This window comes from Amycolatopsis iheyensis (genome assembly GCF_024703995.1).
GTDB classification, from domain to species: Bacteria; Actinomycetota; Actinomycetes; order Mycobacteriales; family Pseudonocardiaceae; genus Amycolatopsis; species Amycolatopsis iheyensis.
This window is the reverse complement of sequence record NZ_JAMXQV010000031.1, coordinates 56,120-71,967: the sequence shown is the minus strand read 5'-3', so window position 1 is coordinate 71,967 and position 15,848 is coordinate 56,120. Positions and strand designations below refer to the sequence as shown.

Annotated in this window: 16 protein-coding genes; 2 read left to right on the top strand and 14 right to left on the bottom strand. The window is 71.2% G+C overall.

Translation table 11 applies throughout. The features are described from left to right. Positions 1–262: 262 nt before the first annotated feature. The 3 genes from M8542_RS41285 to M8542_RS41275 form a co-directional block, all read right to left on the bottom strand. Complete coding sequence (locus M8542_RS41285) at positions 263–604, bottom strand: hypothetical protein (protein WP_257925831.1); 342 nt, start codon at positions 602–604, stop codon at positions 263–265. Then, positions 604–2,268 (bottom strand): AbeC-like domain-containing protein, encoded by a 1,665-nt coding sequence (locus tag M8542_RS41280; protein ID WP_257925830.1) that lies wholly within the window; start codon positions 2,266–2,268, stop codon positions 604–606. Before M8542_RS41280 ends, M8542_RS41285 begins: the two co-directional genes overlap by 1 nt. 98 nt (positions 2,269–2,366) lie before the next feature. Further along, positions 2,367–2,804, bottom strand: a complete 438-nt coding sequence (locus M8542_RS41275; protein WP_257925829.1) for a MarR family winged helix-turn-helix transcriptional regulator — start codon at positions 2,802–2,804, stop codon at positions 2,367–2,369. A 47-nt stretch (positions 2,805–2,851) separates the two neighbouring features. Here M8542_RS41275 and M8542_RS41270 point away from each other — a divergent pair, with 47 nt between their 5' ends. Then, positions 2,852–4,099 carry an amidohydrolase family protein gene (locus M8542_RS41270; protein WP_257925828.1) on the top strand — a complete coding sequence of 416 codons (1,248 nt, stop codon included), beginning with the start codon at positions 2,852–2,854 and terminating at the stop codon, positions 4,097–4,099. Here M8542_RS41270 and M8542_RS41265 read toward each other — a convergent pair. The 8 genes from M8542_RS41265 to ruvC all read right to left on the bottom strand — a co-directional run bounded on the left by M8542_RS41265 (position 4,096) and on the right by ruvC (position 13,185). Then, on the bottom strand, positions 4,096–6,450 hold the full coding sequence (locus M8542_RS41265) for a RelA/SpoT family protein (RefSeq protein ID WP_257925827.1): 2,355 nt from the start codon (positions 6,448–6,450) through the stop codon (positions 4,096–4,098). The two genes, M8542_RS41270 and M8542_RS41265, sit on opposite strands and share 4 nt — an antisense overlap. A gap of 193 nt (positions 6,451–6,643) precedes the next feature. Beyond that, complete coding sequence (locus M8542_RS41260) at positions 6,644–7,162, bottom strand: adenine phosphoribosyltransferase (protein ID WP_257925826.1); 519 nt, start codon at positions 7,160–7,162, stop codon at positions 6,644–6,646. A gap of 1 nt (position 7,163) precedes the next feature. Next, positions 7,164–8,393, bottom strand: coding sequence for a protein translocase subunit SecF (secF, locus tag M8542_RS41255; RefSeq protein WP_257925825.1), 1,230 nt, complete (start codon positions 8,391–8,393; stop codon positions 7,164–7,166). 1 nt (position 8,394) lies between these two features. After that, positions 8,395–10,191 carry a protein translocase subunit SecD gene (gene secD / locus M8542_RS41250; protein WP_257925824.1) on the bottom strand — a complete coding sequence of 599 codons (1,797 nt, stop codon included), beginning with the start codon at positions 10,189–10,191 and terminating at the stop codon, positions 8,395–8,397. A gap of 216 nt (positions 10,192–10,407) precedes the next feature. Beyond that, complete coding sequence (gene yajC, locus M8542_RS41245; RefSeq protein ID WP_257925823.1) at positions 10,408–10,812, bottom strand: preprotein translocase subunit YajC; 405 nt, start codon at positions 10,810–10,812, stop codon at positions 10,408–10,410. A gap of 119 nt (positions 10,813–10,931) precedes the next feature. Further along, positions 10,932–11,999: a Holliday junction branch migration DNA helicase RuvB gene (gene ruvB, locus M8542_RS41240; protein WP_257925822.1), complete on the bottom strand. Its 1,068-nt coding sequence runs from the start codon at positions 11,997–11,999 to the stop codon at positions 10,932–10,934. A gap of 8 nt (positions 12,000–12,007) precedes the next feature. After that, entirely contained in the window at positions 12,008–12,604 is a 597-nt protein-coding gene (gene ruvA / locus M8542_RS41235; protein WP_257925821.1) for a Holliday junction branch migration protein RuvA, read from the bottom strand. Further along, a complete protein-coding gene (ruvC, locus tag M8542_RS41230) occupies positions 12,601–13,185 on the bottom strand; it encodes a crossover junction endodeoxyribonuclease RuvC (protein ID WP_257925820.1) in 585 nt (194 codons plus the stop codon). Before ruvC ends, ruvA begins: the two co-directional genes overlap by 4 nt. A 74-nt stretch (positions 13,186–13,259) precedes the next feature. On the opposite strand from ruvC, the gene M8542_RS41225 reads away from it, so the two are divergent. Next, complete coding sequence (locus tag M8542_RS41225; RefSeq protein WP_257925819.1) at positions 13,260–13,700, top strand: cupin domain-containing protein; 441 nt, start codon at positions 13,260–13,262, stop codon at positions 13,698–13,700. A 7-nt stretch (positions 13,701–13,707) separates the two neighbouring features. Here the strand turns inward: M8542_RS41225 and M8542_RS41220 are convergent, their stop codons facing one another. From M8542_RS41220 to pdxT, 3 genes are all read right to left on the bottom strand, one after another. Beyond that, positions 13,708–14,256: a DUF4262 domain-containing protein gene (locus tag M8542_RS41220; protein WP_257925818.1), complete on the bottom strand. Its 549-nt coding sequence runs from the start codon at positions 14,254–14,256 to the stop codon at positions 13,708–13,710. Positions 14,257–14,342: 86 nt separating this feature from the next. After that, positions 14,343–15,098 carry a YebC/PmpR family DNA-binding transcriptional regulator gene (locus tag M8542_RS41215; protein WP_257925817.1) on the bottom strand — a complete coding sequence of 252 codons (756 nt, stop codon included), beginning with the start codon at positions 15,096–15,098 and terminating at the stop codon, positions 14,343–14,345. A gap of 41 nt (positions 15,099–15,139) precedes the next feature. Continuing rightward, positions 15,140–15,751, bottom strand: coding sequence for a pyridoxal 5'-phosphate synthase glutaminase subunit PdxT (gene pdxT / locus M8542_RS41210; RefSeq protein ID WP_257925816.1), 612 nt, complete (start codon positions 15,749–15,751; stop codon positions 15,140–15,142). Positions 15,752–15,848 lie beyond the last annotated feature (97 nt).

Sequence of the window (15,848 nt, the reverse complement as noted above, 5' to 3'; positions counted from 1 at the left end):
CCGCGCTCGCCGCCACGCACCGGGTGCTCCGCTACGGCTTCGGGGAGACCGGGGACGAGCCCGGCGAGTACGCCCACCACGAGAATCTGCCGGCCCTGCTCGATGCCCGGGGATCGAGCAGGGCGAGCAGGTGTACCGACCCGCTCCACAGTGGACGGAACGACTCCCGGACACCCGGCACCGGCCGGCGGAGATCACGACGCCGGCCACCTGCCGTCGCTGGAACGGCCCGGCGAAGTCGGCGCCCTGCTGCGAAGGTTCCTCAGGTGAAGATCTTCTGCACCTGGTCGGAGATCTTCGCGACCAGTTCGGAGCACTGCACCACCCCGCCCAGCAGCCCCTTGACCTTCTCCCAGCGGCTGCGCACCACGGCCGGCTCGGCGGCGTCACCCGCGCGCAGGTCGCCGGCCAGGTCGGTCAGCGCGTCCTCCAGCACCTCCTGCTTCGCGAGGTCCTTCCCGCGCACCTCGGCCGTCAGCCGCTCGACCAGCTCCAGCAGCGAAGTGACCGCGGCGTCGGCGGACCCGCCTTCGACGCCGGTCTGGGTGATCCGGCCCGAGTTGTCGCGGCCGATGCTGACCTTGTTCGTGATCCGGTGTCCCATCAGGCCTCCGTTCCGGCCTCTCGGCCGGCCGTCCGTGACGGGCGCGTGCGCAGCCCGGTCTGGGTGATCGGGGCGCGGTTGTCGCCGCCGATGGTGATGTCGTTGGTGATGACGACCGCCGCCTGCTCGTCGAACTTCGCCGTCGAGAACCCGGCGTCGCGCAGCAGCCCGCCGATCGACGGCAGGAGCCGGCTCCCGATGATCTTCTCGTAGCGTTCGATGTCGACGAGCTGGAAGTAGTCGGTGAAGAGGTTCACCGACGCCAGCTCGCGCAGGGTGCTCGCGGCGCCGTAGCGCTCCGGGTCGAGGACGCCGGCCTCGCGCTTGGGCGGCCGGATCCACGACACCAGGTGCGCGATCCGGCCGGGCAGGCTCGCCGGCAGCTCCAGCCAGGCGAGCAGCCCCTGCCCGAACGGGCGCAGGGATTCCGGCCGCATCTTGTCCACGGCGCGGTACTCGGCCCGGATCGGCGGCAGCATGAACGGCGTCCACTCGACGTACAGCGTCGTGTCGTCCACCGCCACGTGCAGGAACGTCGTGAGCACCAGGTCCCGGTCCCAGGTCTCGACCTGGAAGCACAGGTAGTACCGCGCCCACTCCTTCGGCTCCCGCCGGATCCGTTCGACGTCGGCGTCGGCCAGCCGCGTGTGCGGCGGGAACGCGACGTCCGGCAGGTAGGCGGCGATCTCGGGCTCCCCCAGGTGGTCGACGAGCTCGGCGGCCGGGGTGAAGACCGCCTCGGTCACGGTCAGCCCGCCCAGCCGGCGGTCCGGGGACAGCGCGGCCGACTCGCGGAGCTCGCCGATCGCCCGGCGGATCTCTTCGTACAACGTCTCGGTGGTGAGCTCGCGGCGGTCGGCGCCGTCGTCGTCGACGCGCTCCAGCGGAACCGCCATCGACCAGGCGTCGCGCCGGAAACCCGCGCCCACGAACGGTTTGTAGCCCCGGTACACGACGAGCGGGGCGCCGGGTGTCCCGGTGAGCTCGTCCTCTCGGCGGTAGCGGCCGAGCTGTGCGCGGAAGTCTTCGGTGAACAGGCCGGAAAGACTGCCGGTGTCGGGAGCCGGCGGGGCGTAGCGCCGGAAGCGCGTCGTCAGCAGGTTCCACAGCGACCAGCGCTCGAACGTCACGACCATCAGCACGATCACGGCGAGCACGATGCCGAGCACGTACCGGGCGGTGCCGTCGCCGTCCGGCGAGCCGTCGAACTCGACGTCGTCGGCGTAGCGCGACGAATAACTGCTGCCGGACCCGAAGATCTCGTCCCCGAAGGTCAGCAACAGCCAGACGGCCACGACGGCGATGGCCAGCAGGGCGAGCGTCCGCGGGCTGAACGTCCGTTCGGTCCCGGTCGCGTTCCGGCCGGCCCGCGCGAGGACGAGCACGACGGACAGCACGATCCAGCCGTAGAGCAGCGGGTTGTCCCACGACAGCCCGATGACGACCGCCATCAGCGCCACCAGCAGCACGTCGTAGTTCTTCCGGCGCGCCCGCGCCCGCACCGCTTCGGTGAGCACGCGGCCGGCGTCGAGCCCGGGTGACGGCGGCACCGGCCGGGTCGGCTCGACGAGGAACTCGGTGATCGCCCGCGTGCTGTAGCGGGGGTCGAGGTAGGCGGCCGCGCAGAGGTAGCGCGTGGTGTCGTCGGTGGAGCCCGGGGACATGCTCGCTCCCTCGCTGGTGCGGGAACCGCGGCAGTGCAAGTTGCCGACCGTAGCATGCACATCCGGGCCGGATGACGGCATTTCGGGCACCGGCCACGCTATCGGTCGAGCCGGCCGACCACGTCCTCGTTCCACGCCCCGATGGCCGCCCTCTGCTCGGGCGTGAGCCGGTCGAAGACGAGCCGGCGGAGGTTGCCGCCGTGCGCGTGGATCGCGGCCCGCGCGGCGCGACGGCCTTCCGCGGTCAGCTCGATCCCGGTGCGCCGGCCGCCGGCGCCGTCCTCGATCCGCGCGACCAGGCCGCGGTTTTCCATGCGGGTCAGCAGGTGCGAGACGCGGCTCTTCTCCCAGTCGAGCGCGTCGGCCAGCTCGCCGACGCGCATCGGCTCCCCCAGCCGCACCAGCCGCACCAGCACGCTGAACTCGGCCTTGGAAATGCCGCAGTCACGCTGCAGGCCGCGGTCGAGCTCGCGGACCAGCAGCCGCTGCGCACGCATCCAGGTGTCCCAGAACTCCCACTCCGCCGGCTCCAGCATGGGCGTAGCATACAGAGTTGACACGTCAACTCCTTGGAGGGAAGCCGATGAAGACACTCGTGCGCGGCGGCATGGTGGTCAGCATGGATCCGGCCGTCGGGGTGCTCCCCCGCGGTGACGTCCTCATCGAGGACGGCCGGATCGCCGCCGTCGGCGCCGGTCTCGAGGCCGACGCCGAGATCGTCGAGGCGACGGGGAAGATCGTGCTGCCCGGGTTCGTCGACACCCACCGGCACACCTGGCAGACGGCGTTCCGCGGCCTCGGCGCGGACTGGACGTTCGACCAGTACCGCGTCGCCGCGCACGGCACGCTCAAGCCGCACTACCGGCCGGAGGACGTCTACCTCGGCAACCTCCTCGGCCGGCTCGAAGCCCTGAACTCCGGCGTCACGACCATGCTCGACTGGTTCCACTGCGCCCTCCACCCGGAGAACGCCGACGCCGCAATCGCCGGGCTGCGCGACGCACCCGGCCACTCGATCTTCTGCTACGGCGCCGACGGGCCGGACATCACGCCGGAGATCCGGCGGGTGCGGGCCCTGCTGCCGGGCGAGGACATGGCGTTGGGCCTGCGCGGCCCGGTGATGTCCACAATGGACGAGACGGCCACCGATGTGGCGCTGGCGCGGGAACTCGGGCTGCCGGTGAGCGTGCACGTCCACGGCACCGGCGGGTGGCGCCACGGCGACCGGCCGATCGCCGGCATGCGAGAGCGCGGGCTGCTCGACGAGCGCACCACCGTCGTGCACGGCAACGACCTGTCCGACGACCAGCTCCTGATGCTGGCCGACGCGGGGTGTTCGGTGTCGGTCAGCCCGGACGTCGAGCTGAAGATGGGCTTCGCGCCGCCGGTGACCGGCCGGGCGCTCGCCGCCGGTCTGCGCCCGACGCTGTCGGTCGACGACTGCCTGTCCGCCGGCGGCGACCTGTTCGGCGCCATGCGCACGGCGCTGGCCGCCGAGCGCGGCGGCGTCACGGCTCGCGACGTCCTCGAGTTCGCCACTGTGGACGGTGCCAGGGCCCTGGGGCGCACCACCGGCCGGCTGACCATCGGCCACGACGCCGATCTGGTCCTGCTCGACGCCGAGGACCTCTCGGTCTTCCCCGTCGCCGACCCGGTCCGCACCATCGTCAGCGCCGGTCACCCCGGGCTGGTGGACAGCGTCTTCGTCGCCGGGAAAGCGGTCAAGCGGGCCGGCCGCCTGCTCGACGTCGACCTGCCGCCGTTGCGCGCGCGGCTCCTGGAGTCACGCGAGCGGATCGCGGCGGCCGCGGGGGTCTCCTGGACGGCCTAGGACGCCGACGTCACGCGGTAGACGTCGTAGACGCCCTCCACGCCGCGGACCACCTTGAGGACGTGGCCGAGGTGCTTCGGGTCGCCCATCTCGAACGAGAAGCGGCTGACCGCGACGCGGTCGCGCGACGTGGTGACCGAAGCCGAGAGGATGTTGACCTTCTCGTCGGCCAGCACCTTCGTGACGTCCGAGAGGAGCCGGTGCCGGTCGAGCGCCTCGACCTGGATGGCCACCAGGAAGACCGACGACGCCGAGGGCGCCCACTCGACCTCGACCAGCCGCTCGGGCTGGGACTGCAGGTCGCCGGCGTTGGTGCAGTCCGTGCGGTGCACCGAGACGCCGCCACCGCGGGTCACGAAGCCGAGGATCTCGTCGCCCGGCACCGGGGTGCAGCAGCGGGCGAGCTTCGCCCAGACGTCGCTGGCGCCCTTGACCACCACGCCGACGTCGTTGGAGCCGCGGCGCCGGGTGACGGTGGACGGCGTCGCGCGCTCGGCGAGCTCCTCTTCCGCCGCATCGACGCCGCCGATGAGCGCGACCAGCCTTTGCACGACGTGCTTCGCGCTCGTGTGGCCTTCGCCGACCGCCGCGTACAGCGACGAGATGTCGCCGTGGCGCAGCTCGGTGGCGACCGAGCCCATCGACTCCGCGGAGACCAGGCGCTGGATCGGCAGGCCGACCTTGCGGATCTCCTTGGTGATGGCTTCCTTGCCGCCCTCGATCGCCTCGTCACGGCGTTCCTTGGCGAACCACTGCCGGATCTTCGCCCGCGCCTTCGGCGAGCCGGCGAACTGCAGCCAGTCGCGCGAGGGCCCGGCATTCTCCGCCTTGGACGTGAAGATCTCGACGACTTCGCCGTTTTCGAGCTTGCGTTCCAGCGCGACCAGGCGGCCGTTGACACGGGCGCCGATGCAGCGGTGGCCGACCTCGGTGTGCACGGCGTAGGCGAAGTCGACCGGCGTCGAGTCGACCGGCAGCGTGATGACGTCGCCCTTGGGCGTGAACACGAAGATCTCGCGCGCGGCCAGCTCGTAGCGCAGCGACTCGAGGAAGTCACCCGGGTCCGCCGCCTCGCGCTGCCAGTCGAGGAGCTGGCGCATCCACGCCATCTCGTCGACGTCCATGGCGTTGCCGTTGTGCGTGCCCTTGGTTTCCTTGTAGCGCCAGTGCGCGGCGATGCCGTACTCGGCGGTGCGGTGCATCTCGTAGGTGCGGATCTGCACCTCGAGGGGCTTGCCGTCCGGGCCGATCACGGTGGTGTGCAGCGACTGGTAGACGCCGAAGCGCGGCTGCGCGATGTAGTCCTTGAACCGGCCCGGAACCGGCTGCCACAGGGCGTGCACCACACCCATCGCGGCGTAGCAGTCGCGGACGTCCTCGACCAGGATCCGCACGCCGACCAGGTCGTGGATGTCGTCCAGGTCGCGGCCGCGGACGATCATCTTCTGGTGGATCGAGTAGTAGTGCTTCGGCCGGCCCTCGACCTTCGCGGTGATCCGCGACGAAACGAGGTTGCTGGTCAGGTCGGTGATGACGGAGCGCAGGTAGATGTCGCGCGAGGGCGCGCGGTCGGCGACCAGGCGCACGATCTCGTCGTACTTCTTGGGCTGCAGGATGGCGAACGCGAGGTCCTCCAGCTCCCACTTCACCGTGGCCATGCCGAGCCGGTGCGCGAGCGGGGCGAGGACTTCGAGCGTCTCGCGGGCCTTGCGGGCCTGCTTCTCCGGCGGCAGGAAGCGCATGGTGCGCATGTTGTGCAGCCGGTCGGCGAGCTTGATGACCAGGACGCGGGGGTCCTTGGCCATCGCGATGACCATCTTGCGGATGGTCTCGGCCTCGGCGGAGGTGCCGAGCTTGACCTTGTCCAGCTTCGTGACGCCGTCGACCAGCTCGGCGACCTTCTCGCCGAAGTCGGCCTTCAGGCTCTCGACGGCGTAGCCGGTGTCTTCGACCGTGTCGTGCAGCAGGGCGGCGACGAGCGTGGTGGTGTCCATGCCCAGCTCGGCGAGGATGGTCGCGACGGCCAGCGGGTGCGTGATGTACGGGTCGCCGGACTTGCGCCGCTGGTTGCGGTGCAGCTCCTCGGCGACGTCGTAGGCGCGCTGGAGCAGCCCGAGGTCGGCGTTGGGGTGCAGCTCGCGGTGGATGACGGCCAGGGGTTCGAGGACCTGCTTGACCGGGGCGGCGCGCTGCGCGGTGATCCGCCGGGCGAGACGCGCCCGGACCCGCCGGGTCGCGGACGGGCTCGGCGCCGCGCCGTTCGGCTTCGGCGGCGCGGGCTGTGCCGCCGCCTGCCCGTTCTGCGGGGCGCCCTCTTTGGCGGGCACCGCGGCGTCGAGCTCCTGGCTCACCCGCACCTCCTGCTGCTTCGTGCGGCCGTTCGAACCACCAGGGTAGCCGCTACGCCTCGCGGCCATCCGGGGTGCGCCCGTTCAGGGTGACGACAAGCCCCCGACCAGCCACTTCTCCCCTGCCGCAGTCGTCGTGAGTGGTTAGGGCGGTTAGAACCGCCCTAACCACTCACGAGGAGCTGCGGCAGGGCACTCAGCAGGACTGGAGGGCGTGGACCTTCCGGTCTCCCAGGACCTCGCGGCCGCCCAGGGCCGCCAGCTCCAGGACCACCGAGACGCTGTCGACGACCGCGCCCGCGTCTTCCAGGAGCTTGCCCGTCGCCGCGACCGTGCCGCCCGTCGCGAGGACGTCGTCGAGGATCGCGATGCGCCGGCCGGGTTTGACCACGCCGGCCGGCAGCTCGACCGTCGCCGTGCCGTACTCCAGCGCGTAGTCCACCCGGCCCGCCACCTGCGGCAGCTTGCCGGGCTTGCGGATCAGCACCACGCCGAGGCCGCGGGCGTACCCGACGGCCGCGGCGAGGAGGAACCCGCGGGCCTCCACGCCGGCGAGCGCCTCGACTCCAGGGTCGAGGGTGCCCGCCAGCGCGTCGGTCACCGCTTTGAACGCGCCCGCGTCCGCGAACAGCGGACTCAGGTCGCGGAACAGCACGCCGGGCTCCGGGAAGTCCGGCACCTCGGCGATCAGGCCGAGGGCGTCGTCCAGCTGCACGTCAGCGCTTCCGCTTGCCCGAAGGCTTGCCCTGCGGGCGCTGCTTCTGGATCCGGGCGGGCACGCTGGCCGCGGCCGCGTACGCCTTCTCCTTGCGCAGCTCCTTGGCCAGGGCGTCGTCGTCCGAGGCGTCGAAGTCCTCGCCCGCGGCCGCCTTGCGCTCCTGGTTGACCCGGCGCTGCCGGACCCGCTCGGCCTGCTGCACGTACTTCGGGTCGCGCATCTTGAAGTCGACCAGCAGCGGCGTCGCCAGCGCGACCGAGGACAGCACGCCGACCAGGGTGCCGGTCAGCTGCACCAGCGCCAGGTCCTGCAGCGTGCCCGAGCCGAGCAGGATGTACCCGACGATCAGCAGGCCCAGGATCGGCAGCAGCGCGATGAACGCCGTGTTGAACGACCGCATCAGGGTCTGGTTGAGCGCCAGGTTCGCGGCTTCGCCGTACGTGCGGCGGGTCAGCCCGAGCAGGCCACGCGTGTTCTCGCGGACCTTGTCGAACACCACCACCGTGTCGTACAGCGAGAACCCGAGGATCGTCAGCAGGCCGATCACGGTCGCCGGGGTGACCTCGAAGCCGACCAGCGAGTACACACCGGCCGTGACCAGGATGTCGTGCAGCAGCGAGATCAACGCGGCCGCGGCCATCCGCGGGTCGAAGTAGACGGCCAGGAAGATGACCACCGCGACGAGGAAGACGATGAGCGCGATCAACGCCTTCTGCGAGATCTCGCCACCCCACGACGCGCTCACCGCGCTGTCACTGATGGCCTGGACGCTCGGCTGGCCGTTGGTGCCCTTCGGGCCCAGGTCGGTGAACAGGCCCTGCTTGACCTTCGCGACGTCGGCCGCGTCCAGCGTGTCGGTGCGGATCTGGATGGTCGACGCGTTGCCCGTGCCGACCTTCTGCGTCTCCGCCGCCGGACGGCCGAGGGCCTTCTGGAACGACTCCTTGGCCTGCTCCTCGGTGATCACGCCGTGGATGCCGTTGGCCGGCATCTGGATCTGCGTGCCGCCCTCGAACTCGATGCCGATGTTGAAGCCGCGGAAGACCATCGAGGCGAGGCACACCAGCACCAGCGCCCCGAAGAAGAGGTACCAGCGCTTGCGCTTGCCGACGACGTCGAACGCGCCGGTGCCGACGTAGAGCCGGTGGAAGATGCTTTCCTTCTTGCCGGGCTTCGCCGCGACCTTGACGTCGCCGTCGGCGTCCGTGCCCAGTTCTTCGACGCCCACGTCAGGCCTCCTTCACGTTCGCGCGGCCGACCGAGGTCGACTTCTTACGCTGCGAACCCACTTGCTGCACGGCGCCGAGGCCCAGGTTCCTCGGATTGGACAGGAACTTCGACTTCGACGTGGACACCATGGCCACCAGCGGGTGCGTCACGAGGTACACGACCACGAGGTCGAGGACCGTGGACATGCCGAGGGTGAACGCGAAGCCCTGGACGTCGCCGACCGCGATGACGTACAGGATCGCCGCGGCCAGGAAGCTCACGCCGTCCGAGGCCAGGATGGTGCGCCGGGCGCGGACCCAGCCGCGCGGCACCGCGGACCGGAATGTCCGTCCTTCCCGGATCTCGTCCTTCAGTCGTTCGAAGTAGATGACGAACGAGTCGGCCGTGATACCGATGGCGATGATCAGGCCGGCGATGCCCGCGAGGTCCAGCGTGTAGCCGATCCAGCGGCCCAGCAGCACAAGGACCGCGAACACCAGCGCACCGGACAGGGCCAGCGAGAGGATCGTGAGCACGCCGAGCAGGCGGTAGTAGAACAGGCAGTAGACGAACACGACCAGCAGGCCGATGCCGCCGGCGATGAGGCCGGCCTGCAGCGAGGCGTAGCCCAGGGTCGCCGACACGGTGGTCGCGTCCGACGAGGCGAACGACAGCGGCAGCGAGCCGTACTTCAGGATGTCCGAGAGGTCCTTCGCCTCGGCCTGCGTGAACTTGCCGGTGATCTGGGTGTTGCCGTCGAGGATGGCCACCTGGATGTTCGGCGCCGAGACGACCTGCGTGTCGAGCACGAAGGCGGCCTGCTGGTTGACGTTCTTCGACGTGAAGTCCGCCCAGATCTTGGTGCCCTCGCTCTTGAAGCTGAGGTTGACCACCCACTGGCCGTTCTGCGTGTTGAACGTCGAGTTCGCGTCCGAGATCTCGGTGCCCGGCAGGAACTCCGGCTCCAGCAGGTACTTGTACGTGTCGTGGTCACCGCAGGCGACCAGCGGCAGCTTCGGGTCGTCGTTGCCCTCGAGCGGGTCGTTGGCGTTGGGCGCGCAGGTCAGCGCCGCCATCGCCTTGGTGACGAGCTCCTGGTTCGGCTGGCCGTCGGCGCCGATCAGGTCCTTGTTCTGGCGCAGCGCCTTCGCGGCCTGGATCTCCTGCGCGGTCTTCGCGTCGACCGAGCCGTCCGAGGGAGCCGGGGCCTGGCTCGACGGCGGCGGCGTGGTGCTGCTGCTCGGCGGGGCCGGCGTGGTGCTCTGCTGCTGCGCGGGCGCGGCGGCGGCGCCACCGCCACCACCGGCGACCGGGCTGGACGGCGGCGCGCTCGAGGTGGCGGCCGGGGCCGAGCTGCTCGGCGCGCCCGAGGTCGGGGCGCCGGAGGTCGGCGTGTTCGTAGCCGGCGGCGGGTTCGTCTGCGGGGGCACCACCGGCTGGGTCGCGGCGCTGACGACCTTCCGGAAGCCCAGCTTGGCGGTCTTGCCCAGGTTCTTCGCCTGGTCGCCCTGCTCGCCGGGGACGGTGATGACGACGTTGTTGCCGTCGAGGAGGACCTCGGTGCCGCCGACGCCGATCCCGTTGACGCGCCGCTCGATGATCTGGCGCGCCTGGTTCAGGGACTCGCGGGTGGGCTGGCCGCCGTCGGGGGTGCGGGCGGTGAGCGTGACCCGGGTGCCGCCTTGCAGGTCGATACCCAGCTTCGGGGTCGGCTTGTGGTTGCCGGTGAGGAACACCAGCGCGTACAGCACGATCACGATCAGGGCGAAGAAGGCGAGATAGCGTCCCGGGCGGAGATGCCCGGCCGATGATGCCACGGTGCTTCGGTCTCCTCGGACTGGGTTGCCCCACTAAGCGGTGCCCGCCCGGAGGGTTACCGGGAGGGGCTGTGTGCGATTCACTCCCGGGCACGGGTATGACGGCGGACACGCACGCAGCACCGAGACACTACTCGGTGCTGCGTGAGCCCGGCGTGCGAGGCCACACCGACTTTCGTCGGGCGTTTCCGCGGCCCACCCAGGGTGCCGCGAGGGCTACTTCTTGCCGTGCTCCAGCGGCGGGGCCACCTGCGCGGTGGTCTGCGGCTCGTCGTCCTTGACGCCGGCGTCCGAGGCGATGATCGACTCTTCGGCGGGGGCCTCGGCCTCGTCCGCGGTGTCCTCGTCGGTCTCGACGACCGGCTCGACCTTTTCGCGGACCGCCAGGCGCAGCCAGGTGGTGACGACGCCGGGGGCGATCTCGATGTCGATCGTGTTGTCACCGGAGGCGTCGGCAACGGTGCCGTAGAGACCCGAGGTGGTCATCACGCGGTCACCGGGGGCGATGCTGTTCTGCAGCTCCTGTTGCGCCGCCTGCTGCTTCTTCTGCTTGCGAGTGCTCATCACCAGCGGCACGGCGAGGACGAGCACGAGCAGCAGGGGCAGCAATAGCTGTTGCATGATTCTCCGTTCGACGGACACCGGGCCCAGCCGAAATGTCCGGTTTTTGGGTATGTGCTCCTGTCAAGTGTGCCAGGTACCAGCGCGGACGCCAGCACCCACCCGCCGGTACGAGCCGCTCAGTCCTGCTCGAACGGCGACGGCCCGCCCTGGTCCGGGCGCCCCGGGAGGTCCGCGGGCGGCACCATGCCGAGGTGTTCCCACGCCGCCGCGGTCGCGACCCGGCCGCGCGGGGTGCGGGCGAGCATACCGGCGCGCACGAGGTAGGGCTCACACACCTCTTCCACGGTGGTCGCCTCCTCCCCCACGGCCACCGCGAGCGTCGAAATACCGACCGGGCCACCACCGAACGACCTGGTCAGCGCGGTGAGCACGGCCCGGTCGAGCCGGTCGAGGCCCAGCTCGTCGACGTCGTAGACGGCCAGCGCGGCGCGGGCCACTTCGAGGGTCACCTTGCCGTCGGCGCGGACCTCGGCGTAGTCGCGCACGCGCCGCAGCAGCCGGTTCGCGATCCGGGGCGTGCCGCGCGAGCGGCCGGCGATCTCCTGACAGCCGTCGCGGTCGATCGGGATGTCGAGGATCGTGGCCGCGCGGCGGACGACCAGCTCCAGCTCGGTGTCGGTGTAGAACTCCATCTGGCCGGTGAAGCCGAACCGGTCGCGCAGCGGCCCGGTCAGCGAGCCGGACCGCGTGGTGGCCCCGACCAGCGTGAACGGCGCGATCTCCAGCGGGATGCTGGTGGCGCCCGGTCCCTTGCCGACCACGACGTCGACGCGGAAGTCCTCCATCGCCAGGTACAGCATCTCCTCGGCGGGGCGGGCGATCCGGTGGATCTCGTCGATGAACAGGACGTCCCCGGGCGCGAGGTTGGACAGCATCGCGGCGAGGTCGCCGGCCCGTTCCAGCGCCGGGCCGGAGGTGATCCGGATGGCCGCGCCCAGCTCGGCGGCGACGATCATCGCCATCGACGTCTTGCCCAGCCCGGGCGGGCCGGACAGCAGGATGTGGTCGGGCGGCACCCCGCGGCGGCGGGCGCTCTCCAGCACCAGCTCCAGCTGCTCGCGCACGCGCGGCTGGCCGACGAACTCGTCGAGCTTGCGGGGCCGCAGCGTGCCCTCGACGGTGTCTTCGCCGGTCTGGGCCCACGCCGAGAGGGCTTCCTCTTCCTCCACGGCTTCATACTCCACGGCCGCGCCTACCGCTTCCGGCCGAGGGTGGTCAGCGCGGCACGCAGCACGCTGGACGTCGTGTGGCCGTCACCGTCGGCGAGCACCTTGTCGACGGCCTGCTCGGCCTGCTTGGCCGGGAAGCCGAGCCCGGCCAGCGCCTCGACGACCTCCGCACGCAGGGCGCCGGGCGCGGTGACCGCGGGCGCGCCGTCGGCGCCGCCGAGCGCGGTGACCTTGTCGCGCAGTTCGAGGGTGAGCCGCTCGGCGCCCTTGCGGCCGATGCCGGGCACCGAGGTGAGCACGGTGATGTTGCCTTCCACCAGCGCGGCCCGCAGCTTGTCCGGGTCGAGCACGGCGAGGGTGGCCAGCGCGAGCCGCGGCCCGATGCCGGACACCGTCTGCAGCAGGCCGAACAGCTCCCGCGCGTCGACGTCGGCGAAGCCGAACAGCGTCAGCGAGTCCTCACGCACGACCAGCGCGGTGTGCAGCCGGACCTCCTCGCCGCGGCGCAGGGTGGCCAGGGTCGCCGGGGTGGCCTGCACGGCGAAGCCGACCCCGCCGACCTCGACCACGACGTGGTCCAGCCCGACCGACAGGACTTCTCCGCGTACCGACGAGATCATCGTGCTGCTCCAGGGTTCTTGGCTTGTTTCGCCGCCGCGGCGAGGCGGGCTTTGTGCGTGCGGGCCATCTCGGCCGCGCGTGCTTCGGCCTCGGCGAGCCGGGCCCGCATCGGCTCCCGCCAGAGGTGGCAGATGGCCAGCGCGAGGGCGTCGGCGGCGTCGGCGGGGTGCGGCGCGACCTCGAGGTTCAGCAGGCGCATCACCATGGCCGTGACCTGGGCCTTGTCGGCTCGGCCCGACCCGCTGACCGCGGCCTTGACCTCGCTCGGGGTGTGGAAGACGACGGGCAGCCCGCGCCGCGCGGCCGCCAGCGCGACGACCCCGCCGGCCTGCGCGGTGCCCATCGCGGTCCGGACGTTGTGCTGGGCGAAGACGCGCTCCACCGCCACGGCGGCCGGCTTGTACTTGTCCAGCCAGCGCTCGACTTCGTCGGAGATGCCGAGCAGCCGGTGGGCCAGGTCCGCGTCGGGCGGCGTCCGGACCACGTCGACGGCGACGCACCGCACGGCCCGGCCCTTGCCGCCGTCGACCACGCCCAGGCCGCACCTGGTCAGACCGGGGTCGACCCCGAGCACGCGCACCCGTTCTTCCTTCCGCCGCGAACATCAGTTCGAGCTACGAGGCTACTGGGCGCCGCTCCGGCAGGATGGGTGACATGCCGGAGCCGTCGGATTTCGTCACCCACCTGGGCCTGGCGCCCTTACCGGTCGAGGGCGGGCAGTGGACGCAGAGCTGGCGCTCGGCCGCCGGGTCCGCGATCTACTACCTGCTCGTCGCGCCCGAGCGCTCCGCGCCGCACCGGCTGGACCGCGTCGAGGTCTGGGTGCACCACGCGGGCGCGCCGGCGTCGATGCTGCTGCTGCATCCGGACGGCTCGGTCGAGCGGCCGGTGCTGGGCACGGACGTGGCCGCCGGGCAGCGGCCGCAGGTCGTCGTGCCCGCCGGGACCTGGCAGGCGGCCGTCACACTCGGCGGGTGGAGCCTGCTGGGGACGGTCGTGGTGCCGCCCTACACGGACGACTGCGTCGAGTTCGCGCCCGCGTCGGAGCTGGCGGCCACCTATCCGGAAGCGGCCGCCGACCTGCGGAAGTTCTGAGCCCTTCCTAGGGCCCGTCGACGCCGGGGGTCCAGCTTTCCGGGGCGCCGCTGTCGGTGAGGACCTGCTGCCACTGCGCGAAGCCCTCGGGGGCGTCCGGGTGCCAGGGGAACTTGCCTTCAGGCGTCGCGACGATCAGCTGCAGCGCCGGGAAGTCGCCGTCGGGGTAGATGAGGAACGCCGAGCCGAAGAACGCGGGGTAGTGCCCCTTGTTGACCCGCTCGAGGACCACGGGGACGCCCTCGAAGAAGTCGTCGTAACGCCGGCCGACCTCGAAGATCTCGCCGTTGGCCGCGCGGTCGACGTAGGCGTCGAGCAGGACGGGGCCCATCTGCTCGGGCAGGCCGACCACCACGGCCTCGGGCACGTTGTGCAGCGCCCACGCACAGGCGGTGAAGCAGTAGTTGGCGCCTTCGTCGTCCCCGGCGACCGTGATGACGGCGTTGCCGCGGTCCTTCGCCTGCTCCTCGATCCACGCGATGAGGCGCAGGTCTTCTTCGGAGAGATCGGCGGTGATGTCGGCGGAGGCGGGGGTCGTCGAGGTCACGGCGCACATTCTGCCTGACGGACCCGGCCGAACACAGGGCCCGGGCCGGAAAGTTTCCGGCCCGGGCCCAAAAGTGTTGCGCGGCAAGGAAAAAATCAGCCGACTTCGGCGAGCACCTCGTCCGAGACGTCGAAGTTCGCGTACACGTTCTGGACGTCGTCGCAGTCTTCGAGGGCGTCGATCAGCTTGAAGACCTTCTTCGCGCCGTCGGCGTCCAGGGGGACGCTGACCGTCGGGAGGAAGGTGAGCTCCGCCGACTCGTACTCGAAGCCGGCCTCCTGCAGTGCCTTGCGCACCGGGACCAGGTCGCCGCCCTCGGAGACGATCTCGAAGCTCTCGTCGAGGTCGTTGACCTCCTCGGCGCCCGCGTCGAGGACCGCCATGAGGACGTCGTCCTCGGCGGCGTCGGCCTTCGGCATGAGCACGACGCCCTTGCGGTTGAACATGTAGGCGACCGAGCCCGGGTCGGCCAGCGAGCCGCCGTTGCGGGTGAGCGCGGTGCGGACCTCCATCGCGGCGCGGTTCTTGTTGTCGGTGAGGCACTCGATCAGGACCGCCACGCCGTTGGGGCCGTAGCCCTCGTACGTGATGTTCTGCCAGTCGGCGCCACCGGCTTCTTCACCGGCGCCGCGCTTGCGGGCGCGCTCGATGTTGTCCTGCGGGACCGAGTTCTTCTTCGCCTTCTGGATGGCGTCGTAGAGCGTGGGGTTGCCATCCGGGTCGCCACCACCGGTGCCCGTGCGGGCGGCCACCTCGATGTTCTTGATCAACCGCGCGAAGAGCTTGCCGCGCTTCGCGTCGAGGTTGGCCTTCTTGTGCTTCGTGGTGGCCCACTTGGAGTGGCCGCTCATCTCTCCTCCATCTGTTCCGTACCCCGGCCGGGCACCGCGTCTCAGGCAGCCTTCCGCGCGAGGTCGACGAACAGCCGGTGCACCCGCACGTCGGGCGTCAGCTCCGGGTGGAACGCGGTCGCCAGCACCGCCCCTTGCCGGACCGCGACGATCCTAGCGGTGTCGTCGGGCACTCCGCTGACGGTCGCCAGCACCTCGACGCCGTCGCCCGCCTTCTCGACCCACGGGGCCCGGATGAAGACCGCGTGCACCGGCCCGCCGTCCACCTCGGCGAAGTCGAGGTCCGCCTCGAAGGAGTCGACCTGCCTGCCGAAGGCGTTGCGCCGCACGACGACGTCGAGCCCGCCGAGCTGCTGCTGGTCGGGCCGCCCGTCGAGGGTCTGCCGCGCCAGCAGGATCATCCCGGCGCACGAGCCGAAGGCGGGCATGCCCTCGGCGATCCGCGCTTTGAGCGGCTCCAGCAGCTCGAACGTCTCGAGCAGCTTCGACATGGTCGTCGACTCGCCGCCGGGCAGCACGAGACCATCCACTTCGGACAGTTCACTCGCTCGCCGCACCGGCTTGGCACGCGCACCGGCTTCTTCCAGCATGGCGACGTGCTCGCGCACGGCACCCTGCATGGCGAGCACACCGATGACCGGCTCAGACGACACCCGACCTCCCGAAAGACCTTCCCACCAGCCTAGACGCACTCCCCCGCCGCCTCCCCGGCAGGTCAACCCCGGTCCCGAGCGCCCCAATGTGGCCTTG